Source organism: Actinomycetes bacterium, assembly GCA_036000965.1.
Taxonomy (GTDB): domain Bacteria; phylum Actinomycetota; class CALGFH01; order CALGFH01; family CALGFH01; genus DASYUT01.
Window position 1 is genome coordinate 1 of sequence record DASYUT010000268.1, and the last position, 22,894, is coordinate 22,894.

The 22,894-nt window shown below is 72.4% G+C and carries 22 protein-coding genes and 1 pseudogene; 9 read left to right on the plus strand and 14 right to left on the minus strand.

Annotated features, from left to right (window positions below):
• The coding region (locus VG276_23925; protein HEV8652354.1) for a hypothetical protein at nt 1–462 on the plus strand (462 nt) is incomplete at its 5' end.
• A gap of 132 nt (nt 463–594) precedes the next feature.
• On the opposite strand, the gene VG276_23930 is transcribed toward VG276_23925, so the two are convergent.
• Nucleotides 595–1,134, minus strand: coding sequence for an FtsX-like permease family protein (locus tag VG276_23930; protein HEV8652355.1), 540 nt, complete (start codon nt 1,132–1,134; stop codon nt 595–597).
• Nucleotides 1,135–1,274: 140 nt separating this feature from the next.
• Here VG276_23930 and VG276_23935 point away from each other — a divergent pair, with 140 nt between their 5' ends.
• Together VG276_23935 and VG276_23940 are read left to right on the plus strand one after the other, a co-directional pair.
• Complete coding sequence (locus VG276_23935; GenBank protein ID HEV8652356.1) at nt 1,275–1,547, plus strand: hypothetical protein; 273 nt, start codon at nt 1,275–1,277, stop codon at nt 1,545–1,547.
• A gap of 304 nt (nt 1,548–1,851) precedes the next feature.
• Nucleotides 1,852–2,562 carry a YafY family protein gene (locus VG276_23940; GenBank protein ID HEV8652357.1) on the plus strand — a complete coding sequence of 237 codons (711 nt, stop codon included), beginning with the start codon at nt 1,852–1,854 and terminating at the stop codon, nt 2,560–2,562.
• An 87-nt stretch (nt 2,563–2,649) separates the two neighbouring features.
• Here the strand turns inward: VG276_23940 and VG276_23945 are convergent, their stop codons facing one another.
• Complete coding sequence (locus tag VG276_23945; protein HEV8652358.1) at nt 2,650–2,991, minus strand: VOC family protein; 342 nt, start codon at nt 2,989–2,991, stop codon at nt 2,650–2,652.
• 436 nt (nt 2,992–3,427) lie between these two features.
• Nucleotides 3,428–3,853, minus strand: coding sequence for a VOC family protein (locus tag VG276_23950; protein HEV8652359.1), 426 nt, complete (start codon nt 3,851–3,853; stop codon nt 3,428–3,430).
• Between the two features lie 362 nt (nt 3,854–4,215).
• On the opposite strand from VG276_23950, the gene VG276_23955 reads away from it, so the two are divergent.
• Nucleotides 4,216–4,584 carry a spore germination protein GerW family protein gene (locus VG276_23955; GenBank protein ID HEV8652360.1) on the plus strand — a complete coding sequence of 123 codons (369 nt, stop codon included), beginning with the start codon at nt 4,216–4,218 and terminating at the stop codon, nt 4,582–4,584.
• Nucleotides 4,585–4,774: 190 nt separating this feature from the next.
• On the opposite strand, the gene VG276_23960 is transcribed toward VG276_23955, so the two are convergent.
• Nucleotides 4,775–7,636 (minus strand): UPF0182 family protein, encoded by a 2,862-nt coding sequence (locus VG276_23960; GenBank protein ID HEV8652361.1) that lies wholly within the window; start codon nt 7,634–7,636, stop codon nt 4,775–4,777.
• A gap of 117 nt (nt 7,637–7,753) precedes the next feature.
• On the opposite strand from VG276_23960, the pseudogene VG276_23965 reads away from it, so the two are divergent.
• A pseudogene (locus VG276_23965) lies at nt 7,754–7,840 on the plus strand (VOC family protein).
• 26 nt (nt 7,841–7,866) lie between these two features.
• Here VG276_23965 and VG276_23970 read toward each other — a convergent pair.
• The 8 genes from VG276_23970 to VG276_24005 all read right to left on the minus strand — a co-directional run bounded on the left by VG276_23970 (nt 7,867) and on the right by VG276_24005 (nt 16,554).
• Entirely contained in the window at nt 7,867–8,550 is a 684-nt protein-coding gene (locus tag VG276_23970; GenBank protein HEV8652362.1) for a hypothetical protein, read from the minus strand.
• Nucleotides 8,551–9,148: 598 nt separating this feature from the next.
• The gene (locus VG276_23975; protein HEV8652363.1) at nt 9,149–9,961 is read right to left on the minus strand and encodes a hypothetical protein; all 813 of its coding nucleotides are present in this window, start codon (nt 9,959–9,961) and stop codon (nt 9,149–9,151) included.
• A gap of 243 nt (nt 9,962–10,204) precedes the next feature.
• The gene (locus VG276_23980; protein ID HEV8652364.1) at nt 10,205–10,381 is read right to left on the minus strand and encodes a hypothetical protein; all 177 of its coding nucleotides are present in this window, start codon (nt 10,379–10,381) and stop codon (nt 10,205–10,207) included.
• A 136-nt stretch (nt 10,382–10,517) separates the two neighbouring features.
• Nucleotides 10,518–11,768 (minus strand): hypothetical protein, encoded by a 1,251-nt coding sequence (locus VG276_23985; protein HEV8652365.1) that lies wholly within the window; start codon nt 11,766–11,768, stop codon nt 10,518–10,520.
• A gap of 342 nt (nt 11,769–12,110) precedes the next feature.
• Nucleotides 12,111–13,598 (minus strand): GH1 family beta-glucosidase, encoded by a 1,488-nt coding sequence (locus tag VG276_23990; protein HEV8652366.1) that lies wholly within the window; start codon nt 13,596–13,598, stop codon nt 12,111–12,113.
• A gap of 265 nt (nt 13,599–13,863) precedes the next feature.
• Nucleotides 13,864–15,987 carry a bifunctional diguanylate cyclase/phosphodiesterase gene (locus tag VG276_23995; protein ID HEV8652367.1) on the minus strand — a complete coding sequence of 708 codons (2,124 nt, stop codon included), beginning with the start codon at nt 15,985–15,987 and terminating at the stop codon, nt 13,864–13,866.
• 4 nt (nt 15,988–15,991) lie between these two features.
• Nucleotides 15,992–16,345 carry a molybdopterin-dependent oxidoreductase gene (locus VG276_24000; protein ID HEV8652368.1) on the minus strand — a complete coding sequence of 118 codons (354 nt, stop codon included), beginning with the start codon at nt 16,343–16,345 and terminating at the stop codon, nt 15,992–15,994.
• Nucleotides 16,324–16,554: a hypothetical protein gene (locus VG276_24005; GenBank protein ID HEV8652369.1), complete on the minus strand. Its 231-nt coding sequence runs from the start codon at nt 16,552–16,554 to the stop codon at nt 16,324–16,326. Before VG276_24005 ends, VG276_24000 begins: the two co-directional genes overlap by 22 nt.
• A 297-nt stretch (nt 16,555–16,851) precedes the next feature.
• On the opposite strand from VG276_24005, the gene VG276_24010 reads away from it, so the two are divergent.
• From VG276_24010 to VG276_24025, 4 genes are all read left to right on the plus strand, one after another.
• Complete coding sequence (locus VG276_24010; GenBank protein HEV8652370.1) at nt 16,852–17,823, plus strand: aldo/keto reductase; 972 nt, start codon at nt 16,852–16,854, stop codon at nt 17,821–17,823.
• 144 nt (nt 17,824–17,967) lie between these two features.
• Nucleotides 17,968–19,053, plus strand: a complete 1,086-nt coding sequence (locus VG276_24015; GenBank protein ID HEV8652371.1) for a hypothetical protein — start codon at nt 17,968–17,970, stop codon at nt 19,051–19,053.
• Between the two features lie 202 nt (nt 19,054–19,255).
• Nucleotides 19,256–19,852: a MarR family transcriptional regulator gene (locus tag VG276_24020; GenBank protein HEV8652372.1), complete on the plus strand. Its 597-nt coding sequence runs from the start codon at nt 19,256–19,258 to the stop codon at nt 19,850–19,852.
• A gap of 125 nt (nt 19,853–19,977) precedes the next feature.
• The gene (locus tag VG276_24025; protein ID HEV8652373.1) at nt 19,978–21,561 is read left to right on the plus strand and encodes a Na+/H+ antiporter; all 1,584 of its coding nucleotides are present in this window, start codon (nt 19,978–19,980) and stop codon (nt 21,559–21,561) included.
• A gap of 135 nt (nt 21,562–21,696) precedes the next feature.
• Here the strand turns inward: VG276_24025 and VG276_24030 are convergent, their stop codons facing one another.
• Nucleotides 21,697–22,575: a MoxR family ATPase gene (locus tag VG276_24030; GenBank protein ID HEV8652374.1), complete on the minus strand. Its 879-nt coding sequence runs from the start codon at nt 22,573–22,575 to the stop codon at nt 21,697–21,699.
• 112 nt (nt 22,576–22,687) lie between these two features.
• Nucleotides 22,688–22,894, minus strand: a 207-nt coding sequence (gene proA / locus VG276_24035) for a gamma-glutamyl-phosphate reductase (GenBank protein ID HEV8652375.1), incomplete at its 5' end; no start/stop codon positions are given.

Below are 22,894 nucleotides of genomic sequence, written 5' to 3' on the forward strand. Positions count from 1 at the left end.
TACCGGCTGTATGACCTGGACCGCATCATCAGCCGCGCGCTCGCCTACGGGCTGCTCACGGTCCTGCTGGGTGGCGGCTACGCCGGGCTGGTCCTGGGGCTCGGTCAGCTCCTGGGCAGGCAGTCGAGCCTGGTGGTTGCCGGCGCGACCCTGGCGGTGGCCGCGGTGTTCCAGCCGGTCCGCCGCCGCGTCCAGCGGGCGGTCGACCGGCGTTTCAACCGGCGCCGCTACGACGCCGCGCAGACGATCGCGGCGTTCAGCGCCCGGCTGCGCCAGGAGGTCGACCTGGACACGCTGACCGCGGAGCTGCTGGCGGTGGTCGAGCAGACGATGCAGCCGACCCAGGTGTCGCTGTGGCTGCGGCCTTCCGGCAGTATCTCCCAAGACCACAGCGGTGCGGGCGCATCCCGAGCGGCTTCACAGCCGACGGCAACCTCGCGGTCCGCTCCCACAGTGTTGTGAAACTGAGGTTGCCCCGGTTCTTCGGGTGCTGGCCAGCCGCGAACGGGACGTCAGCTCGGCCGGTGGCCGCGGTTGCGCTCCGGCCGGATCACCATGAAGGAGGTGGCAATCAGCCGCCCCCGGGCTGACCGCCTATTCCGTGTGCCGGACAGCGTCGGCTGGGGGCGGGCGCGAGGCTCGCCACGCCGGGCCGAGGGTCACCAGCAGCACCGCCAGGTAGATCAGCCCCAGGACGCTCCCGATGCTGGCCAGGTCGATGCCGAACCCGGGCTGGGAGTCGCTCTGGCGGTAGAACAGGTACCCCATCGTGACCCCCGCGACGATGCCCACCGCCGTCCCGATGGTTGCGGTGACCGCGGACTCGGTCAGCAGCGCGAGGATCACGCTCCGGCGCTTGTACCCGATCGCCCGGAGGATGCCGATCATGTGCCGGCGCTCCGTCACGATGCGCAGGGCCACGATCCCCAGGCCGAGGATCCCCACCACCAGGCCCATCCGCATCAGCGCGTCGATGACGGTCAGCCCGCGCCACTCGTCGATGGGGATGGACCAGGCTTTGAGGGCGTCGCGCCGCCGGTCGTAATCGATCAGGTCGCCGGTGGCGTCCAGCTCGCATGCGAATGCCTCCCGGGCCTGGTGCAGCCTGGCCGAGTTCGCCTCGTCCCGGCCCATCGCTGGACATGAGACCTGGCGGCGGAGTGGCTGCCTGGCGGAAGCCCAAGACGCCTCGCCTCAAGGTCCTAGTTCACGGCCAGGCCGACAGCGAAGATGGCGAGGGGGCGAAGAACCCGCATCCGTAAGGAGGCAAGCCCATGAACGAGCTCGAGCAGCTTCGCCAGGCGGCCATCGGCTGGGCTCAGCAGGCAGACGCAGCCCTGAGGGACGTCCAGGTAGGAGCGGGTAACGCCATGGAATCCCTGATACCCAGGGATCAGTACGGCCACCTCCCCCAGGCCGATCCTCGGGTCGCCTACGCGCACGCGTGCGCGGCGCTGTCGAGCGCCTTCAGTGCGCTGCTGGATGAGTTCTCGAGGGGGAGAAGAGAGCCGACTTCGGTTCTGCCCCCGCCCTCGCCCTCGCCTTGACGGCCTGTTCGGGATTGGGCGGCGCGGTCAGTCTGGGTCCTGAGCATCATCTGGTTTCCCTCCAGCGCACGGCTCCTGGCCTGCAGCGGCGCGCCATCCACGACGTGGGGCGGTGGGGCCGGCAGCCGACCGTCCGGGAAGCTGAACTCGGCTGGCCGTCCCGGTTCCAGCCGGGTCACGGCCGTGCAAGAACGGACCCGCCTGCGGCCACGCCCAGGCCGCTGACCTCGAGCATCTGACGCGGCCGGGCGAACCAGGGCAGCCGGCGCAACCTGTCGCATCCCCGCGATAGGGTGGCCGGACGATGAACCGTACCGACCGCCTGTACGCCCTGGTCGAGGAGCTGCGCGCGGCCGCGCCGCTGGCGCGCAGCGCCCGCCGGCTCGCCGAGCGCTTCGAGGTCAGCGTCCGCACGATCGAGCGCGACATCTTGGCGCTGCTCCAGGCCGGCGTGCCGATCTGGGCGACCCCCGGCCCCGGCGGGGGCTACACCATCGACCCCGCCCATACCTTGCCGCCCCTGAACTTCACCGCCAGCGAGGCCGCGGCGATCGCGCTGGCGCTGGCCCGCAGCGGTCCGATGCCGTTTGACGGCGCCGCTCGCACGGCACTGCACAAGGTCGTGACCGCGATGTCGGCGGCTGGGCGCACGAGCGCGGCCGACCTGCTCGCCCGGATCCACCTGCTGCACGCCAAGCGCGAGCTGTCCGCCACCCCGGTGCTGCGCGCTGTCGAGCAGGGGGTGCTCGAGCGACGCGTGCTCTGCCTGGACTACCGCGACAAGCATGGCCACAGCACTGCGGCGCGACTGGTCGAGCCGCTGGGCTTCATCGGCGCCGAGCGCGACTGGTACCTGGTGGGGTGGTGTCGTCTGCGCAGCGGCGTGCGCGTGTTCCGCCTGGACCGGATCGGCATGGTCGAAGTGACCGCGGAGCGCGCGCCCGCGCGCGAGCCGCCGGCGCTCGACGGCAGCTGCCTGCCCGAGCAGTCGTGGCACCCGGCGATCGTGGGCTGAGCCGCCGCGCACCGATCATCAGCACGCGGCGAGCGCGGGGGGCTGCCGTCGAGCGCCGGCGGGCAGCGGCGCGCAGCCCCCCGACGCTCAGGACTGCTCGAGCAACCCGATGCGGTGCCCCTCAGGGTCCAGCAGCATCGCGACCCGTGCGGTCTCCGAGATCGGCGTCGGCGGCTGCACCACCTTGCCGCCCAGCCGCTCGGCGCGCTCCAGCTGCGACTCGAGGCCCTGGACCGCCGCATAGAACGAGACGTACTCGCCGACCTGGTCGCCGGGCGCGTAGATGCCGCCCGGGATGCCGCCCTCGGCACCGGTGTCGACCATGCCGTAGCGCTGCGGGTTGTCGGCGTCGACCTTCCAGCCGAGCAGGTCGCCGTAGAAGCGCGTGAGCGCGTCGAGGTCGCGACCGGCGATCTCGAACCACACCACTGGTGCTCCCATGTGCGTGCCTTTCTGTGTCGGATGCGTTGGCACACAGAGCGTCGCGTCCCGCGGCGACACCGTCCTGTCGGGGTTTCGAACGTCGCCTCGCTCATGATCGACCGCGCTGCCGACCCGCGCAGGCGCGCCCAGCAGGCGGTCACGCTACTGGGTCACCCACCACCCGTCCCAGCCCCAGGAACCGCGACGCGCAGTCAGCTTGGAGACTCAGCCCGCCCGCGCGGCGTCGTCTGGGTGGCCCGCCGCCAGCGCCACCTCAGCCGCGTGCACCGATCCTCGCCGAGGCCGATCTCGTCGCCATTGGCGTCGAGGCGCGCGGCACCCACGTCGGTGCGCCTGACCATCGGCGCGCCTGACCCCGGATGCGCCTCACGGTGTGCTGCGAGCTCCAGCTGCTGTCTGACCTCCCAGGTTGCGGGTGCTGTTACCGTTCACCGAGCGCGCCGGTCGCCTGGCCGACCTCGATCAGGTGGCCGTCGGGGTCGCGCATGTAGCAGCGGATCTCGGCGCCGTGGTCCTTGGGCGGGGTGAGGAACTCGGCGCCCCTGGAGCTCCACTCCTGGTACGCGGCCTGGATGTCGGCCACGCGGAGGTTGAGGAAGGCGCTGACGCGGTTGGGATCGCTCGGCGGCGCGAGCACCACCTCGGGCTTGTCGTCGGTCGGCCCACCGCCCACGTTGATGATCACCCAGCTGTTGGCCAGCTTGATGATGGTCGGCGCGCCGTCCATCACCACCGTGCCGCCGAGCACGCCGGTGTAGAAGTCGCGCGAGCGCGCGACGTCCTCGGCGACGATGAAGTGGGTGAGCACGAACCCCTCGCTCGGGGCCGGGAAGTCGTCGCCTGCCATGAACGCTCCTCTTGTTCGGTTTCTCCGCATCGCCCACGAGGGGCTGTCGCCAATCCTGTCATACAGGTCCACGCGACCCGCTCTCCACGACACCGCGCTCGATGAGCAGCTCCCCGACATTGCGGTAGGACAGGCCGAAGGCGGCCCAGCACGACGGGTCCGAAGCCGGCGGCAGGATCCGGCGGATGCTCAACCTGGGGAACTACGACGAGCGGGACTATTCCTGAGGGCCCTGCCGGCCGTCGCTCCCGCCGGGTGCCAGGGATGGGCCGGGGTAGGGCCTCGTGGCCGCCGAGCTGTGGCGGCAGGACCGAGGAGGGGCACACTGGTCGCTGAGGCACCCGATCGCAATGGAGGCGACCATGGTGAGCACCGCCGACCTGCTGGCCCATCTGACCGACAACGCGAGTGTCCACAAGGTCTACGGCGAGCCCTACGAGCGCGACGGCGTCACGATCATCCCAGCCGCCGAGGTCCGAGCCGGCGGTGGCCTCGGCCGCGGGTCGTCCGCGCCGCCGGAGGCCGGCGAGGGCGAGGGCGGCGGGGTCGGGCTGGTCGCCCGGCCGGTGGGGGCGTACGTGATCAAGGACGGCATGGTCAGCTGGCAGCCGGCCTTCGACCTGAGCCGGGTGGTGTTCCGCGGCCAGCTCGTCGGCATGGTCGCCGTCCTGACCGTGGGCTGGATCGTCCGGGCCTTCCGCCGGTCGCGCCGCCTGGCTCGTGGTGGCTGACCCTTTCGGGGAACGAGCTCGGTTGCATCCTGGGTCGTCAGGTTTGCTGCGTGAATCCAGGTCGCTCATCGCCAACTCGTCAGCTCCTCAGCGGGTCGCCACTCCCTTGGCCGGAGGGCATGGCCCCGTCGACTCGTCCTGTGGCCGGTGGGGCAGGCCAGGTCGACTCGTCCCGGCGGTCGAGCTGCGCTCAGCGGCCCCCGGCAGGGGTGGTGGACGTGGGGGTGGTCCCGGCGGCCTGCTGGGCCTGGCGGATCAGCTCGCCGAGCCGGTCGATGGCCCGCTGGTAGGCGCCGAGGTCCTTGCGCTCAAGCGCCTCCTGGGCCTCGCGGAACGCCTTGGCCTGCTGATCGAGGATCCGGGCGAGCGGGGACCTCGCCACCGGCGCGGTCGGACCGGTGCCGCCGCCCGCCTGGGCGGGCGCCTCGCCGAGCGCCTGCGCGATCGAGCCGTCCAGGGTCGCGGTCCAGCCGAGCTGGTTGTTCAGGAAGGCTGCGACCCGCCGCAGCTCGGGGATGGCGCCCTGGCTGGCCTGGATGAAGATGGGCTGCACGTACAGCAGCGAATCTCCGATCGGGACGGTGAGCAGGTTGCCGAGGGTGACGGTGGAGCCCTGCTGGTTGAACAGGGTCAGTTCCTTGGCCACGTCCGGGTCGGCCAGGATCTGGGCGTTCACCTGGGTTGGCCCGAACACCGTGCGGGAGCGGGGCAGGTTGAACAGGGTGATCGTGCCGTAGCCGTCCGGGTCGGACCGGGCCGCCATGTAGGCGACCATGTTCTGCTTGTTGTTGGGGGTGAACGGCAGCACCAGCACGAAGTGCTCGCGGGTCTCGCCCGGCAGCCTGGCCAGCAGATAGTAGGGCCGCATCCGCGCCCGCTGCTCGTCGCCGACCGTGAGCGGGGCGGCGCCCTGGCTCTGGCGGATCTGCCCGGAGCGGTCCTCCGGCAGGGCCCAGAAGTCCTGCTTGGAGTAGAAGTCCTTGGCCGTGCCGATGTGGTAGGAGGCGTAGCGGTTGGCCTGGATGGAGAACAGGTCCTCCGGGTAGCGCAGGTGGGCCTGCAGGTCGGGAGGGATCGCCGCCCGGGCTGCGAACAGGCCTGGGAACGCCCGGCGCCATGCCCGCAGCAGCGGGTCGGTCTCGTCGAAGGCGTACAGCGTCACCGTGCCGTCGTAGGCGTCCACCACCGCCTTGACCGAGTTGCGGATGTAGCTGGCCCGCCCGCGCACACCCCGGTCCCCGGGGGTGTTGTGGCGGGCGGCCGCCTCCGTCTGGATCCGCTCGGCGTAGGGGTAGGCGTCGGTGGTGGTGTAGCCGTCGCGGATGAACACGATGCGGCCGCCGACCACCGCCACGTAGGGGTCACCATCCCACTGCAGGAACGGCGCTGCCTTCTCGACCCGGTCGCGGATGTCGCGGTAGAAGACGATCCGCGATCCGGGAGTGAGGTTGCTGGAGATCAGCAGGTTGACGTCGCGAAAGCGGACGGCGAAGGCGACCCGGCGCAGCAGCCCGCCGAGCGAGACCCCTCCACGCCCGTCGTAGCGGAACGACGCCTGCGGCTCGCCGCCGGGCGCGGGTGCGTCCACCTCGGGCTGCCGGGTTGCGGCAGCGACGTACGCGGGGGTGTCCGGGGGCGGCTCCCCGTAGTAGATGCGCGGCTGCCGGATGGGGATGGCCGCCCCGGGCTGGTCGAAGCCGCTCACCACGAACGCGGGCCGCCCCGTCGCCTCCGCGGTGTTGACCTGAGCGGCCACGACTCCGTAGCCGTGGGTGTAGGCGAGGTGGAGGTTCTGCCAGGTCTGGGCGGACGGGTCGAGGTTCCGTGGGTCCGCCTCGCGGGCCGAGATCATCACCTGCCGCGGCGTGCCCTCGATCGGGTAGCGGTCGACGTCGACATCGCTGAACTCGTAGTACTGTCCGATCGCCTGCAGGTTCTGGATGCCGATCTTGAGCACGCTGGCTTCCCACAAGCGGATGTTGCCCACCGTGACCTGGTTGGCGCTCAGCGTGGCCGCCGGGAGGCGCTCGGCGGCAGGGAACCCGGTCGTCTCCACCCGGTCGAGCCCGAACGCCTTCTGCGTCGCGTCGATGTTGCGCTGGATGTAGGGGAGCTCCCGCTGCAGCTCCTGAGGGGCGACCTGGAAGCGCTGCACGAAGCTGGGGTAGACGCCGCCGACCAGGATCGACGACAGCCCGAACAGCACCAGGCCGCTGGCCGCCAGCAGGAACCTCTGCGAGCGGGCGGCGGCGATGACCAGCAGGGCGCACACCGGGGCGAGCAGCACCATCAGGCGCAGCGCGGGGAGCTGGGCGTGGACGTCGGTGTAGGAGGCGCCGGTCACCACCCCACGGGGCGAGAACACCAGCGAGAACTGGTCCAGCCGATAGCCCCAGGCCTTCAGCAGCAGGACCACGCCGAGCAGGACCGACAGGTGGGCGCGGGCCTCGGGTGCGACCCGCCGTCCTGCCAGCCGGGGCCGGATCCTGCCCAGCAGGTAGTACGCCGCGCCCGCGGCCAGGAGCGCGGCTACAAGGGTGAACAACAGCCACCCGAACACCATGCGCTGCAGCGGCAGCGTGAACACGTAGAAGCCGATGTCACGGTGGAACTGGGCGTCGGCGTCCCCGAACGGCACCCGGTTGCGCCACAGCAGCAAGGTCTGCCAGCGGCCGGCTGCGTCCAGCCCGGCCCCGAGCGCGAGGACGGCCACGGCACCGGCCTCGAGGCGCCGCAGGTGCGGGGCGAGCATCCCCTGCCAGCGGTCGGGCGGGTCCTGCCACCCGGCGCCCTGCTGCCAGGTGCGCCTGGCGAGCCGCTCGGCGACCCACAGGTTCGCCGCAGCGAACGCCCCCGTGCCGACTCCGGCCGTCAGGGCGAGGGCAACCCGAGCCTCGAGCACACCCCAGAACACCTGGGTCTTGCCGACCTCGCGGTACCACAGCAGGTCGGTGTAGAGCCGGGCGAGGGCGCCAGGCACCCACAGAAGCACGAGGACGCCCCCCGCGACCACCAGGGTCCGCGTGCGCGGTAGACGGCCGAGCGCCGCCATCCTAAGCTCCTCCGATGCGACCACCGTGCGGCCCGATGATCGGCTGTGACACCTACCGTAGCACGGCCCCAAAGGACGAGCGGGTCCGGGACCGCTACGTGCTTTCAAGACCGCTGCCCGCACGATCACAGTCACTACTACGGCGCCTTCGTCTTCGACCCGGACGGCAACACCATCGAGGCCGTCTGCCACCGGCCGGCGTAGCGCTGCTCTCCATCGACACCACACCGTCAGCCGCCGGGGTCGCTACGGTCCTCCATCTCCCAGGCGTGGTCGAGGACGTGCCAAGCGATGCGGCGGGCGGCGTAGCGCGGCGGCCAGCCCTTCGGCACCGGCGGCGAACCGTCCGATGGCGCGCGCAGCACAGCGACGATGTCGTCGCGCAGTGCGGCGATGGCGGCCGCGTCGTCGATGGCCGGCTGTCGGTGCTTGACGCCGAGCTTGCGGGCGTAGGCCGTCTCCGCGCCGAGGACGTGGTCGACCATCTTGTCCCGGTCGCGCCCGCCCCCACGGGGGCCCTTGCGCAGCTCGGCGGGCGCGCCGGCAGCGACCCGGTCGAGCACCGCCCACGACGCCGTCACCAGCGCGGTGAGCCGCTTGGCCTGGACGCCGGTCGCGCGCTTGGCGTCGGCGTCGGCGACCTCCCCGGGCGCGCCGAAGTCGGTCGTGGCCGACCCGGGAAGCCGCTCGACGACCTTCAGGTTCTCCCCTGCCCGGGCCGGGAACGCGACCTTGGCCTGCTTGGCGACGACTGCATACCGAGGCGCGTACGCCGCCAGGGCCTCCAGCGCCTCCTCCTCGGTCTTGCCGGAGCGGCTCCAGCCTGGCCAGTCGAGCGCGCAGGCGAAGACCTTCTTCTTGCCCACCTCAAGGAAGACCGCCGTCGATGCCTTGCCCGGTGTCCTGGTGGCCATGCCGGCATTCTCTCACGGCCACCGGCGTCAGCAGCCTGAGCGGCAGCAGGCCACCTCCGCGACCCCTCGTGTCACGTCCTCGCGGAGCGCTGGGTTACGCGGCCGTTCCCTTCGCGCACTCAACTCGATCAGGAGCCAACGTCCACTCCACATCGCACCTGTTGCAGTGCCAGAGCTGCGCGCGGCGGGCGAAGGCCAGCGACGCCCGACGCGGACCAGCCTCCGCCCCGCACATCCAGCAGGTCGAGAAGCAGTGCGCCGGGTCCTTCATGACCCAGCCACCTGCGTCGGCAGCTCGACGCGGTCGGCGTAGGCGGACCAGGAGACGTCGCACGCAGGGCACGACCAGTGCAGTGGACGTTCGACCTCAGTGCGGGTGGCACGTCGGGGACCGACCTCTGCGCCGCACGACCAGCACAGGGTGAAACACCGCCAGGGTCTCACGGTCGGGTTCACGACCTTTGGCCTCCCTCACGCCGGGCTGTCCGCTCGGCCAGTCTCGCGGAGCAACCGTCTGGCGCCCCGGACCTCGACCTCATCTGAGGTCCGCGGTGTTCCGCCTGATACGGACAGGCGGAAACGAGTTTGGATCGACCACCTACGACGCTTCGCCACCTCGCTCGGCCCAGAGCTCACGCCACAGCGGCTGCTTCCCGTCGTCGGCGCTGGCCTCCACCGTGGCCGCTGGGTTCGGCTCCTCGGGCTCGGCTCGGAGTCCGTCCGGGGCAGGTGGCTGGAGCTCGCCGCGGGTGTCGACCAGGGTGAGCCCGAGGGGCGCGTAGACCTTCACGAGCTGCTGGACCATGGCCTCGCGGAGCGTCGTCAAGTGCTGGCTCTCAGCCTCGAGCAGCCGGCGCTCGCGGGCCGCCTGGTCCAATGCGCGTCGAGCCTCGTCGTTCGCCTTTGCCAGCAGCGCGCTGGCGTCGCGGTCGGCCTGCGCCCGCTTCTCCTCGGCCGCCTTGGTCGTCGCCGCCTCGATGCGGGCCCGCTCGGCCTGGGCGTCCGCCAACGTCTCACGGGCAGCCTGCTCCAGCTGGCCCTTCTGCTCCTCGGCCGCCTTCAGCCGATCGGCGGCCTGCGCCTCGGCCTGGTCGATGGCCTCCTGGACGCGCCGGCCGGTCGCTGCGAGCAGCTTCGCAGCGGCCGTCCCGGCCTCCTCCAGCACACGGTCGACCTCGGTGCCGACGTTGGTGAACCAGGCTGGTACCTGCGCTCGGTCTTCCTTGAGTTCCAGCCGCAGCTGCTGCAGTGCTCGCTCAGCCTGGGCGCGCCGCTGCCGCTCCTGCTCGAGCTGCTCGGCCAGCTCGGCCAGGCGGGCGTCCACGAACCGGCGGTCGTAGCCCCACAAGGCGAGTGGGGGCTGCGGGAGTCTGACCCTGGAGGTGGCCGAAACAGGCTGGGGGGTGCTCATGCAAGAATCCTCCTCAATCCGGTCGGGCGGCCGTGGCGTCGCAGGCCGTGCCCCCGGCAGGTGGTCGCGCTCCCTCTTGAGAGAGCATTTCCGGGCGGCCGAGCGTTACCGTCAACCGGCGGCGCGGAGAGTAGGCTATGCCGCTGCGGGCATGCCCGGAAACTCGCGAGGGAGGCGTGTCACCTCCCTCTGTCCGGTCACTCGTCAGCCGGTGTCCGGGTCACTCGTCAGCCAGGGTCCGGGTCACTCGTCAGCCGGATCGACCAGCCGGGAGAGCCCGGTCTGCTCGACGGCCTGCTGCACTGCGCGCGAGATCGCAGGCGCGACCCGGCGGTCGAACACCGACGCGATGATGAAGTCGGGGGCGAGCTCCCGCTCGTCGATCAGCGACGCGAGCCCGTGCGCGGCCGCCGCCTTCATGTCGTCGGTGACCGAGCGGGCGCGGGCGTCGAGCAGGCCGCGGAATGCCGGTCAGATAGGCGTGCGCCGGCCCGCAGACCAGGCACCCGAGCAGCAGGGCGGCGAGGAGCAGCGCGCTCCGTCGCATGGGATCACCTCACCCTGTTGCGGCGCGGCACGCCCGGGAGTGCTCGCCGTACCGCTTGAGCGACTCTGACAGCCGGCCGTCGCGGATCTTGGCCACGAGGTAGGAGATGGCGGCGTCGGCGTCGTCGATGGCGTCGGCGCAGGCCTTGGCCGGTGGCGCCGGCTCGGGAGCGAAGGTCGGCACCGGCGTGGGCGGGGCGACGGTCGTGACCGGTGTGGCCGCGAGGTCCGGCCGGCCGCTGGCGAGGCCGTTGCCGACGAGCGCGCCGCCCAGGAACAGCGCCGTCGCCGCGGCCGCCCCGAGCACGACCCGCCACGTGCGCCGGCGGCTGGGGGCCTCCTGCGGCACCGGGTCGCCCAGGCTGCGGTCGAGGATGACCGGACGGCGGTCAGCGGCGCCCGGGGTGCGGTCGACCGTAGTGCCCATCGCGCCCACCTTGGCCTGCCCGCCTCTGCCGGGGCGGGCGGGGACGGCCGGCGGGTCCCACAGCGGCTCGTCCGGGGAGAGCCGCTCGGGCGCCTCGGCGCCCGGCGTCCCCGGTGGCACCTTGGTGCCTGGTGTGGCCTTGGTGCCTGGTGTGGCCTTGGTGCCTGGTGTCGCTTTGGTGCCCGGCATGGCTTTGGTGCCCGGCCGGGCCTCGGCGCCGGGTGTCCCCGGTGGGGCCTCGGCCCCTGGCGTCCCCAGGGAGGCCAGGGCCCCTGGCGTCCCCAGGGGAGCCGCGGCGCCCGGCGTCCCCGGTGGGGCCGCGGCACCGAGCGGGGCCGCGGCGCCCGGTGCCGCCTCAGTGCCCGGTGGCCTCAGCGTGGCCTGAGCGCCTGCCGATCCGGCGTCGCCCGGGCCGTCATCCCCGTCCGCGCTGCCGGCGGTGGGGGAGGCGGATGGGTCGAGCGGCTCGGCCCTGGCCGGCCGGACTTGGCCGAGCGGCCGCAGCCGGACCTGTCGGCGGGCCTCGGCCGCCTGCTCAGGCGAGAGCATCTCGGGCTCAAGGCCAGCGACCAGCTCGGCGGCCTCGAACGGCCGCACGACCACGCGCCTGGCCGGGTCGGGCGGCCAGCCGGCCACCTCGTCGCCGTCGTCCACCGGCACGACGAGCTGGCCCGGGTACCGCTCGCGGACCTCCTCGCACACTGCCTTGCGAGCCTCGGCAGGCAGGTCGACCACGACGGCGTCGACCTCCAGTCCTCCGTGGTCCACGGCGGCCGGGGACTCGACGACGGTCAGCCGGTCGAGCTCGTCGAGGGCCGTCGCCAGGTCGCTCACCAGCTCAGGGTCCCGGCAGATCATCATCACGTGGAGACCCAAAAGGAACTACCTCCCCCCCGTGCGCCCGGCCTCCGCCGGATGGCGCGACCGGCCCCACCCCATGACCGGCCGAGGGCCGGACGGCAAGCGGGGCGAGCTCCGGCCTCGATCCTGGTGCTTAGCCCGATCCGTGCGAGTGTAAACCCTTCTTCGAATCCGCGAAGTTCCAGGTAGAAGTCCCTAACGGCGGGAAATTCGTTAATTCGGTCGAACGAGCTGCTGGGTGCGCCAGGAGGTGGCGAGCCCGAGCCAGCCGGCTGGCTGGTGACGCGGCGAGCCCACGTGCGAGCGTCTCCTGCGTCAGAGCCCGTTGGCGCGGATGACGTCGCGGTACCACAGGGCACTCTGCTTGGGGATGCGGCGCTGGTCGCGGTAGTCGACGTAGACCATGCCCCACCGTTGCGTGTGTCCCTCGGCCCACTCGAAGTTGTCCAGCAGCGACCAGACGTAGTAGCCCTCGAGCTTGACGCCCTCCTGGATGGCGCGGTGCGCGGCCAGGAAGTGGTCGCGCAGGAACTTGATGCGGTCGGTGTCGTCGATCCTGCCGCCGGCGTCGGGCCCTACCGGGCTGGGGATGCCGTTCTCGGTGATCATCAGGGGGATGTCACCGCCGTCACGCTTGAGGCGGACAAGGATGTCGTACAACCCGTCCGGGTAGAGCTCCTGCCAGCTCGCCTGCGACGTCGGCCGCTTGAACACGCGCTGGCCGGCGCCGTCCACGTGGACAGGGTTGTAGTAGTGCACGCCGAGCACGTCCACCGGCGCCGAGATCGTCTTCAGGTCGCCGTCCCGGATCTTCGAGCGCATGGGGCTGACCTGGTCGATCTCGGCCAGGACGTCGTCGGGGTAGGAGCCGCGCAGCACCGGATGCAGGTAGAGGCGGTTCTCGAAGCCGTCGCGGAGCGCGGCCGCCTGGCGTGCCGCCGGCGTGTCCTCGGCGGGGTAGACCGGCGCCAGGTTGAGCGCCGGGCCGATCCGCCCGCTGCTGCCCGTGGCCCGTAGCGCCTGGACCGCCAGGCCGTGGGCGAGCAGCATGTGGTGCGCTGCCACGTAGGCCGCCGACCGGTCCTGCTTGCCGGGGGCGTGGATGCCGGCGATGTAGCCGTTGTCCACGACCGTCTTGGGCTCGTTGAGGGTCATCCAGGTCGGCACCGCGTCGCCGAGGGCGCGGAACATCACCTCCGCGTAGTCGGCGAACCGCTGCGCCACCTCGCGGGCCTCCCAGCCGCCGCGGTCCTGGAGCGCCTGGGGCAGGTCCCAGTGGAACAGGGTCGCCAGCGGGCGGACGCCTCTGCGGTGCAGCCCGTCGACCAGACGGCGGTAGAAGTCGATCCCGCGCTGGTTGGGCTGCCCGGCGCCGTCGGGAAGCACGCGTGGCCAGGCGATCGAGAAGCGGTAGCCCTGCAGGCCCAGCTCCTTCATGAGGTCGAGGTCCTGCAGGTAGCGGTGGTAGTGGTCGACGGCCACGTCGCCGGTGGAGCCGTCGCGGATCTTCCCAGGGGTGTGGCTGAAGGTGTCCCAGATCGACGCCACCCGCCCGTCCTCCTTGACGGCACCCTCGACCTGGTACGCGGACGTGGCCGCACCCCAGACGAAGCCGTCGGGGAATCTGGCCTTCGCCCCGGACGTGCCAGGCTGTGGCGCGGCCACGCTCGCATCTGTCGAGGTGTCCCTGGTCGAGGTGTCCCTGCCGGATGAGTCGCAGGCTGCCAGGAGCGATCCTGTCGCTCCCGCGACCGTCAGGAGGCCTGCGCGACGTAGGAGCTCCCTCCGGGTCGGCCCGGTCATCGTCTGCTCGTCACCCAGCCTCCTCCGGGCCTGCAGCCTCCCCGGGCCTGCAGCCTCCCCGGCTGGCCAGCCTCGCCTACGACGGGCTCGACCGGTTCACCTGGCATCCTCGCGTTGATTCTGCCATCGCATGAGCGCGAGGCAAGGGTCCCACGCGGGAGCCTCATGGGCGAGCAGCCAGCACGTTCCTTCCCGTCGAGCCGGAAGCACGCCACGAGGTGACCGTCCTCTGGGAGCGGGGCCGGGCGCTGGTGTGGCTGGCCGGCTACGTGGGCGTGGTCATGGAGGTGGGCTGATGTTGCTGGTCGAGCAGGGCGGCGAACCGGGCGGCGTCGAGGGGTCTGGCGAAGAGAAAGCCCTGGCCGTACTGGCAGCCGAACTCGCGGAGGCGTTCGAGCTGGGCGGCCTGCTCGATGCCTTCGGCGATCGAGGCCAGCCCGAGGGTGGTGGCGAGCTTGACGATCGCTTCGGTGAGCGCGGCGGCCTCGCGGTCCAGGGTGACCTTGTCGACGAACGCCTTGTCGATCTTGAGGACGCTGACGGGCAGGCGCCCCAGGTAGGCCAGCGAGGAGTAGCCCGTGCCGAAGTCGTCGATGGCGATCTGGACGCCGCGGGCGTGCAGGTCGGCGAGGGTGGCGGCGGTGGCCCGGACGTCGGCGATCAGCAGGCCCTCGGTTAGCTCGAGGGTGAGGTGGCGCGCGTCCAGGCCGGTGTCGGTGAGCGTCCGGGTGACCTGGTCGGGGAAGGTCGGCTGGGCAAGCTGGACGGCGGACAGGTTGACGCTGATGCCCAGCCGTTCGTGGCCGGGGATGGTGGTCTGCCAGTCGCGGGCCTGCTGGCAGGCCTGGTCGAGCACCCACATGCCGATCGGGATGAGCAGGCCCGTCTGTTCGGCCAGCGGGATGAAGCTGCCCGGGGCGAGCAGGCCGCGGGTCGGGTGCTGCCAGCGCAGCAGTGCCTCGGCGCCGACGATCCGGCCGCTGGCCAGGTGGATGATGGGCTGGTAGAGCAGGTGCAGCTGGTCGCGGTCCAGGGCATGACGGAGGTCGGCTTCGAGTTCGGCCCGGTCGACGACGGCTGCGCGCATGCCGGGCTCGAAGATGCGGTAGCGGCCTGGGCCGTGCCGTTTGGCCAGGTACATGGCGACGTCGGCGTCACGTAGCAGCTCGTCAGCCTGGACGCCGGCGCTGCCAGTGGCGCCGTCGGTGATGGTTGCCGCGGCCGTGGTGGCGCCGGTGACGGCGGCCGCGCTGGCGGCGGCGGCCGCGCTGGCGGTAGTGGTTGTCGCGGTCGCGGTCGCGGTGGTGGTGGTGATGCCGATGCTGGCGTTGACGTGCAGGCTGCGGCCGGCCAGCGGGATGGGGACGGTGATCGCGTCCAGCAGCCGCTCGGCGAGGATGGTCGCCTCGCCGGTGCTGTTGAGGTCTTCAGCCAGGACGACGAACTCGTCGCCGCCCTGCCGGGCGACGGTGTCCTCGGCCCGGACCGTGTCGTGGAGGCGCTCGGCAACGAGGCGCAGCAGCTGGTCGCCGGCGGCGTGGCCGAGGGTGTCGTTGACGGTCTTGAACCCGTCCAGGTCGAGCAGCAGCACGGCCAGCCGGCCGCCGTGCCGGCTCGTGCGGGCCAGGGCGCGCTCGAGCCGGTCGCGCAGCAGCGCTCGGTTGGGCAGGCCGGTCAGCGGGTCGTGGAAGGCTTGGTGGCGCAGCTGCTCGCTGAGGCGCTTGCGCTCGTTGACCTCGGCCACCACTTGGGCGTAGGCGCGGGCGTGGGTGCGGTTGGCCCGGCGCCGCAGCGACAGCGCGAGCACGAGGGCCACGGCCAGCGTGAGCCCGCTCGTCCCGACGAGCAGGCGCTGGAAGCCCGTGCGGGCGTGCAGGGTCTGCGCGATCGCGCCGATGAACTGGATCTCGGCCTGGTCGTAGGTGGACTTGACGGTCTCTTGGATCTCGTCCGTGCGCCGCTGCAGGCCCGGGCGGTCGTGGGCGAGCTGTGCGGCGGTCGGGTGCGCCCGCAGCCGGGCGAAGTCGGCGTCGAACGCGGCGAGCTGGCCGCGGATCTGGGCCAGGCGCTCCCGCAGCCGCGGGTCGTTTGACGCCCCGAAGGTCGCGTCGAGCTGCCGGTCCTGTAGGCCCCGGCGCAGCTCCACCTCGTCCAGCCCGTCAGGGAGCCGGAGCCGGTCAATCGTCACCGCGAGGTTGAGGGTCTCCTCACCGACGTGGTGGAGGTCGGTGGTGACCTCGGTGGCCGTGTCGAACGACCGGGTGGTGCTGCCGAGGTTGCGGTAGGCCTGCACGATCATGAACTGCACGGCCACGATCAGCACGCCGAGCGCGGCCAGCAGGACCCGCTGGCCCCACGAGAGCCGGGCCCTGCCGGCCGTGTCGTCCATGGCCTCAGGCGAGGGTTATGGAGTCGACGCTCCAGATCCACAGGTCCTTGTTCTTGCCGACGCTGGAGTCGGCCGGGAAGATGAGCCGGATCGGGCCGCCCTTCCTGACGGGGATCGCGGCGCCATCGGCCTTGGTGGCGAGCAGCACGCGCCGGTCAGCGAGGTCGGCGACACGCAGGTCCACCTTGTAGTCGTCGAGCGCATGCAGGTGGACCTTGGTCGCGCCGGGGGCGATCCCGGCCCGCGCGAACAAGTCGGCCATGGGCACGCCAGTGAACGTCATGGCCTTCTTGACGAACGGCTCGTACGTCGAGGTGGTCACAGTCGCCATGGCGTTCAGGGTGCGCAGGTCGAACACGACCGCGCTGCCGTCGTTGTGGTGGTCACCGCACCCGTGAGCGTGAGCACCGGCTTGGCGGCGGGGGCCGGCACCGGCGCGGGCGGGGTGGCGGCCCTGACGGTGGCCGATGGGGCGGACGCGGCCTCGCGGGTGGTGCGGCCACCGCAGCCGGCCACCGCTGCGACCAGCGCGAGACCGCCGACCAGCAGAGCGGTGCTCCTCTTCATGGTTCTTGCTCCTTCATGGTTCTTGCTCCATGGTGCTTGCTCCTGTCTACGGTCGGACAGATCTGCGGTCGGGACAGGTCCCGGCGCACGTACCGATGTCCTGGATCGACCGGCCGTCCGGCTACTTGAGGACCACCGGGCGAGCAGGCCGCCGTCTCCCGTCGGGGCGAGCAGGCCGCCGTCTCCCGTCGGGGTTGGAGCTGCGGGTGGCCGGATACGCTGTTTGGGTGGCGATCCGCCATCCAGGACAGCGGCCCATTCCCAGAGGCCCTGTTCCGCCATCCAACAGGAGGCCCCATGCAGTACACCCATCTCGGACGTACCGGGCTGTCCGTCAGCAGGCTCTGCCTGGGTACCATGAACTTCGGGCCGGAGACCTCTGAGGAGGACTCGCACGCGATCATGGACCGTGCCCTCGACGAGGGCATCAACTTCTTCGACACCGCGAACGTCTACGGCTGGCGCACGGGCGAGGGCTGGACCGAGCAGATCGTCGGGCGCTGGCTCGCCAAGGGCGGCGGGCGCCGCGACAAGGTGGTGCTCGCCACCAAGCTCTACGGGTCGATGGGGGACTGGCCGAACTTCGGGAAGCTGTCCGCCCTGAACATCCGGCGCGCCTGCGAGGCGTCGCTGCGCCGGCTCCAGACCGACCACCTCGACCTGTACCAGATGCACCACGTCGACCGGGACACCCCCTGGGACGAGACCTGGCAGGCGATGGACGTGCTCGTCCAGCAGGGCAAGGTGATCTACGTCGGCTCCTCGAACTTCGCCGGCTGGCACCTCGCACGGGCGTGCGAGACGGCCCGGGCCAGGCACTCGCTCGGCCTGGTCAGCGAGCAGTCGCTCTACAACCTGGCCGCCCGCATGGTCGAGCTCGAGGTGCTGCCCGCCTGCGAGGCCTACGGCCTCGGCGTGATCCCCTGGAGCCCGCTCTACGGCGGCCTGCTCGGGGGAGTGCTGCAGAAGGTGGAGGAGGGCCGGCGCGCGAGCGGGCACACCCTCGAGCGCCTCGAGAAGGTCCGCCCACAGCTCGAGGCGTACGAGGCGTTCTGCGAGGAGCTCGGGGAACGGCCCGCCGACGTGGCCCTGGCCTGGCTGCTCCACCAGCCCGTGGTGACGGCGCCGATCGTCGGGCCGCGCACGATGGAGCAGCTCGACGGCGCCTTGCGCGCCCTCGACATCAAGCTCGACGACAAGGCGCTGGCCCGCCTCGACGAGATCTGGCCAGGACCCGGCGGCCCGGCGCCCGAGGCCTACGCCTGGTAGCGGCCTTGCCGCGCTCAGGGTCGGGGCTGGCGCTGCCGACCCCTGAGGGTGACGGCCGGGCAGGGTGACCGCCGGCCCGGCAGACCGCCCGCGTGCCCGCCGGGTGCCGGGCGGGCGGCGGACAGCGACCATGGGAGCCTCCGGATGTCGATCGAGCACGTGCCTGGGACGGCGCTCACCTACCACCTGATCGGGTTCGACGCCGTAGGCGGCGAGCTGGCGGTCGGACCGGACGGCCTGGCCAGCGGGCGCGTGGCCGCCGCGCTGGCCGGCGGGGCGGCCACCGACGTGTTCGTGTTCGCCCACGGGTGGCTCGGCGACCTGCCTGCGGCCAGCCGCCGGTACGGCGCCTGGGTGGCCGCGATGGGGAGGTCCCGGGCCGACGTGGAGCTGCTCGGGCGGCACCGGCCCGGGTTCCGGCCCCTGTTCGTCGGCCTGCACTGGCCGAGCCGTCCCTGGGACGACGACGAGGAGCTCAGCTCGCCCGGGGCCGGCCGCCGGCCGTCCGGGTCCCGGCTCGCGCCCACGCTGGCCCGCGCCTACGCCGACGCGCAGGAGCGGGCGCACCGGCTGGGCGAGGGCAGTGGTCGCCGGCTGCTCGCCGACCTGCAGCGCGCCGCCCGGCCCGGGACCGGCTTTCACCTCCTGGGCCACGGCTTCGGTTGCATCGCCGTGTCCGCCATGCTCGCCGGCGGCGCCGGCGAGGTGGCGCCGGTGGGCTCGCTCACGCTGGTGCAGGGGACGCTCTCGGCCTTCGCGTACTGCGCCGACGACCCCGCCGCGCCCGGCCGGCCGGGCCGCTACCACCGCGCCGTGGAGCCGGCCGGCGTGACCGGGCCGGTCGTGGTCACCCGCTCGGCCCACGACCGGGTCGCCGGGTGGCTGCACCCGCTCGCGGCCGCCGGGGCCGCGCAGGGCGGGCCGGTGCTCGGCCCCGGCCACGGGCCGGTGCTCGGCCCCGGCCACGGGCTTGTGCTCGGTGCGCTGCCCCGCCACGGCGCGCTCGGCGCACTCGGGGCGAGGGGGCTCGGCGCCCGCTCGGCCGACCTCGACGCGAGGTCCACCCGTGAGGGGTACCGCTTCGAGCCGGGCCGGCTCTACAACCTCGAGGCCAGCGGCGTGATCCGGCGCGGCGAGACCATCGCCGGCGCCCACTGCGACGTGACCCGGCCCGAGCTCGCCCACGCGGTCTGGCAGGCCGCCCTGGCCTCGTCGCGCGTCCCGGCTTGATCCCGCCAGGCAGGCAGCCGCAGCAGGTTGCCCCAGGCAGGCGGGCGAGGAGTCGGGCGAGGAGTCGGGCGAGGAGTCATGAGCCTCGCTCGCCGGTGCATCCCCCAGGGCACCTTCGGGTAGGCTCATATGGAAGGCTCCGCCGGGAGGCGCCGCGCGCCTCGGAGCCGAGCATCGCTGAGAGGAGCTTGGCCTGTCACGAGTGTCTGAGCAGGCGCCGGGCCTTGGCCCGGCGGCCGGCGGGCCGACCCCAGGGTCGGTGGAGCCGTCTGGGAGCCGCGCCCGGGGCCAGGGGGCCGAGCGGCTGTCCCCGGTGGAGCTGCGGGCCTGGCGCGGGTTCCTGTGGACCCACGCGACCGTCATCCGCCAGCTCGACGCGGAGCTGCAGGCCCAGCACCAGCTCTCCCTGACCTCCTACGAGGTCCTGCTCTACCTCTACCAGGCCCCAGGGAGGCGCCTGCGCATGTCCGAGCTGGCCGACTCGGTCCTACTCAGCCTGAGCGGCATCACTCGCCTGGTCGACCGCCTCACCCGGGCCGGGCTCGTGGTGCGCGAGCCGTGCCTGGACGACCGGCGCGGGTTCTTCGCGGTCCTGACCGACGAGGGCCGCATCCGCTTCCGGGAGGCCGCCCGCACCCACCTGGCCGGCATCCGGGCCCACTTCCTGTCCGCCTACGACGACGCCGACGTCGAGGCCATGGCCAAGCTGTGGACGAGCATCCCGCTCGGGCTCGATCGCCCCGGCCACCCGGCGGCCTGGGACCCCGCGACCGGCCGCCCGCCCCCCCGCATCCCCTGAGCCCGAATGCGGGCGCCGTCCAGGCGTAGCTGGCGGGCGTGGTCGCGGCGGGGTGGTCGACCATCGCACCTGACGGCGCCGCTGGCATGTGGGATGCTCGCCCTCGAGGCCGTCGGGGTGACGTGATGCATGAGGCTGAGCTGCTGCTGTTGACGCTGATGGTGGCTGTGGCCGGGCTGAGCATCCTGGCCCGCTGGGTCGGCGTGCCCTACCCGATCCTGCTCGTCCTCGGCGGCCTGGTGCTCGGGTTCGTGCCCGGGATGCCCACGGTTGCGATGCCGCCCGAGCTCGTCCTGGTGCTGTTCCTGCCTCCCTTGCTGTACTGGGGCGGGTTCTTCTCCTCGCCGCGGGACCTGCGGGCCGACCTGCGTGCGATCTCGCTGCAAGCCGTCGGGCTGGTGCTGGCCACCATCGGCGCCGTGGCCGTGACCGCGCACGCCCTCGTCGACGGACTCCCCTGGGCCGCCGCAGTCGCCCTCGGGGCGATCGTGTCGCCCACCGACCCGCTGGCCGCCACCGCCATCGCCCGCCGGCTCGGCGTGCCACGCCGCCTGGTCACCCTGCTCGAGGGCGAAAGCCTCGTCAACGACGCGACCGCGCTGGTGGCCTACCGGATCGCGGTGGCCGCGGCGGTCGGGGGCAGCTTCGTGTGGTGGCAGGCCGGCGTGCGGTTCGTAGCCGGCGCGGCCGGTGGCGTCGCGGTCGGCCTCGGGGTCGGCTGGCTGGTCGCCGAGGTCCGCCGCCGGCTCGACGACCCGCTGGTCGAGATCGTGGTGTCGGTGGTGACCGGCTACGCCGCCTACCTGCCCGCCGACCGGCTGGGCGCCTCGGGGGTCCTGGCCGCGGTGACCGCCGGCCTCTACGTGGGCTGGCGCGCCCCGGAGCTGGCGTCGCCGTCGACGCGGCTGCTCGGGTTCTCGTTCTGGGAGGTCCTCAACTACCTGCTCAACGCCGTGCTGTTCATCCTGGTCGGCCTGCAGCTCCACCCGATCCTGAGCGGCGTGACCGGCCGCTCGGTCCTGACCTTGCTGGGGCAGGCGGTGCTGGTCAGCGCCGTGGTGATCGTCGTGCGGGTCGTCTGGGGGTTCACCGTCCCGTACCTGATCCGGGCGCTCGACCGGCGGCCCGCGCAGGTCGCCCGGCGCGCCGGCCCCAGGGAGCGGCTGGTGGTGGGCTGGAGCGGGATGCGCGGGGCGGTCTCGCTCGCGGCCGCGCTGGCGCTGCCGCTCGAGGGCCCAGCCGGGCAGGCGTTCCCGCAGCGCAACCTCATCGTCTTCCTGACCTTCGGGGTGATCTTCGCGACCCTGGTCGTGCAGGGGCTGACGCTGCCCGCGCTGATCCGCCGCCTGGGGGTCAGAGGCGACGACGCCGAGGAGCGGGAGGAGCTGCACGCACGCCTGGGTGCGACCGACGCCGCGCTGGCGCGGCTGGAGGAGCTCGCCGGCGAGGACTGGACCCGCGAGGACACCGTCGAGCGGCTGCGCGGCCTGTACGACTACCGCCGCCGGCGCCTGAAGGCACGGGCTGGCAAGATCGAGGACGACGGCTACGAGGACCGCTCGCTGGCCTACCAGCGGCTGGTCCGCGAGCTGCTCGAGGCGCAGCGGCACGCGATCGTGCGGCTCCGCAACCAGGGCGCGATCAGCAGCGACGTGATGCACCGCGTCGAGCGGGACCTCGACCTGGAGGACTCCCGGCTCGAGATCTAGACGCCCTGGTCAGCCGCTCGCCTGGGCAGGGCGAGCCGTAGCCGCTGGTGAAGAAGGGCCGAGGGTCCCGACGATCCTGTCCACGGCGCCGGCGAGCCGGTCGTTGCCCTCCATGCGTCCCCTCCCGGTGCTGGGTCAGCGGGTCCGGTCGGTACCCGTCAGCTCGGTGCGAGCCCGCTGGATGTCGCGTTCGTGCTTGAGGAGCAGGTGCAGGGTGTCGTCGATGGTGGCCTGGTCGAGGCTGGTCCGCTCGAGGTGGAGCAGGGTGCGCGCCCAGTCGATGGTCTCCGAGATCGACGGCGCCTTCTTCAGCTCGAGCTGGCGGATGGAGCGGACCACCTGGGCGATCCGGGTGGCGAGGAGCTCGTCGATCTCGGGCACCCGGGCCCGCACGATCTCGCGCTCCCGCTCCATGGCGGGGTAGTCGATGTGCAGGTACAGGCAGCGGCGCCGCAGCGCCTCCGACAGCTCCCTGGTGGCGTTGGAGGTGAGCACGATGAGCGGCCGCTGGGTGCCGGCGACGGTGCCCAGCTCGGGGATGGAGACCTGGAAGTCGGAGAGCACCTCGAGCAGCAGGGCCTCGGTCTCCATCTCGACCCGGTCGACCTCGTCGATCAGCAGCACCACCGGGTCGGTGGCCCGGATCGCCTCGAGCAGCGGCCGCGTCAGCAGGAACGGCTCCGAGAAGATGTCGGCCTCGACCTCGGCCCAGCTCGCGTCGTGGGCACGGTCGGCCTGGATGCGCAGGAGCTGCTTCTTGTAGTTCCACTCGTAGAGCGCCTTCGCCTCGTCCAGACCCTCGTAGCACTGGAGGCGGATGAGTCGTGAGCCCGAGATCTGCGCGAGCGCCTTGGCGAGCTCGGTCTTCCCGACGCCGGCAGGACCCTCCACCAGCACCGGCTTCTCCAGCCGGTCTGCCAGGTACACGACGCCGGCGATGTTGGCGTCGGCGAGATAGTCGACCGTGCGCAGCCCCTCGAGGACATCGGACACCGAGTCGAACCGCTGGCCCATCAAATGGCTCCCTCGCTGAACCCCACCGGAAGCGGAGCTTCCGGTGGGGACCCCAAGAGCACGGGCGCCGGGATACCCGGCGCCGCCCCTTCGGGGTCGCTCGTCCGCACGGTCAGGTCACCACCTGGCCGTCGCCCCACACGACGTACTTGTAGGTGGTGAGCTCGCGCAGGCCCATCGGCCCCCGGGCGTGCAGCTTCTGGGTGGAGATGCCGATCTCGGCCCCGAACCCGAACCGCTCCCCGTCGGTGAAGCGCGTCGAGGCGTTGACGATCACGACGGCGGCGTCGATCTCGGCCGTGAAGCGTCGGGCGGCGTC

What these genes read in the sequence shown, in the direction of transcription:
- VG276_23980 (HEV8652364.1), bottom strand. Translation starts at nt 10,381, where the DNA reads ATGAAGGCGGCGGCCGCGCACGGGCTCGCGTCGCTGATCGACGAGCGG.
- VG276_23970 (HEV8652362.1), bottom strand. Translation starts at nt 8,550, where the DNA reads ATGGCCACCAGGACACCGGGCAAGGCATCGACGGCGGTCTTCCTTGAG.
- VG276_24015 (HEV8652371.1), top strand. Translation starts at nt 17,968, where the DNA reads ATGTCGATCGAGCACGTGCCTGGGACGGCGCTCACCTACCACCTGATC.
- VG276_24025 (HEV8652373.1), top strand. Translation starts at nt 19,978, where the DNA reads ATGCATGAGGCTGAGCTGCTGCTGTTGACGCTGATGGTGGCTGTGGCC.
- VG276_23960 (HEV8652361.1), bottom strand. Translation starts at nt 7,636, where the DNA reads ATGGCGGCGCTCGGCCGTCTACCGCGCACGCGGACCCTGGTGGTCGCG.
- VG276_23940 (HEV8652357.1), top strand. Translation starts at nt 1,852, where the DNA reads ATGAACCGTACCGACCGCCTGTACGCCCTGGTCGAGGAGCTGCGCGCG.
- VG276_24005 (HEV8652369.1), bottom strand. Translation starts at nt 16,554, where the DNA reads ATGAAGAGGAGCACCGCTCTGCTGGTCGGCGGTCTCGCGCTGGTCGCA.
- VG276_23950 (HEV8652359.1), bottom strand. Translation starts at nt 3,853, where the DNA reads ATGGCAGGCGACGACTTCCCGGCCCCGAGCGAGGGGTTCGTGCTCACC.
- VG276_23935 (HEV8652356.1), top strand. Translation starts at nt 1,275, where the DNA reads ATGAACGAGCTCGAGCAGCTTCGCCAGGCGGCCATCGGCTGGGCTCAG.
- VG276_23955 (HEV8652360.1), top strand. Translation starts at nt 4,216, where the DNA reads ATGGTGAGCACCGCCGACCTGCTGGCCCATCTGACCGACAACGCGAGT.
- VG276_23995 (HEV8652367.1), bottom strand. Translation starts at nt 15,987, where the DNA reads ATGGACGACACGGCCGGCAGGGCCCGGCTCTCGTGGGGCCAGCGGGTC.
- VG276_23975 (HEV8652363.1), bottom strand. Translation starts at nt 9,961, where the DNA reads ATGAGCACCCCCCAGCCTGTTTCGGCCACCTCCAGGGTCAGACTCCCG.
- VG276_24030 (HEV8652374.1), bottom strand. Translation starts at nt 22,575, where the DNA reads ATGGGCCAGCGGTTCGACTCGGTGTCCGATGTCCTCGAGGGGCTGCGC.
- VG276_23990 (HEV8652366.1), bottom strand. Translation starts at nt 13,598, where the DNA reads ATGACCGGGCCGACCCGGAGGGAGCTCCTACGTCGCGCAGGCCTCCTG.
- VG276_23930 (HEV8652355.1), bottom strand. Translation starts at nt 1,134, where the DNA reads ATGGGCCGGGACGAGGCGAACTCGGCCAGGCTGCACCAGGCCCGGGAG.
- VG276_24010 (HEV8652370.1), top strand. Translation starts at nt 16,852, where the DNA reads ATGCAGTACACCCATCTCGGACGTACCGGGCTGTCCGTCAGCAGGCTC.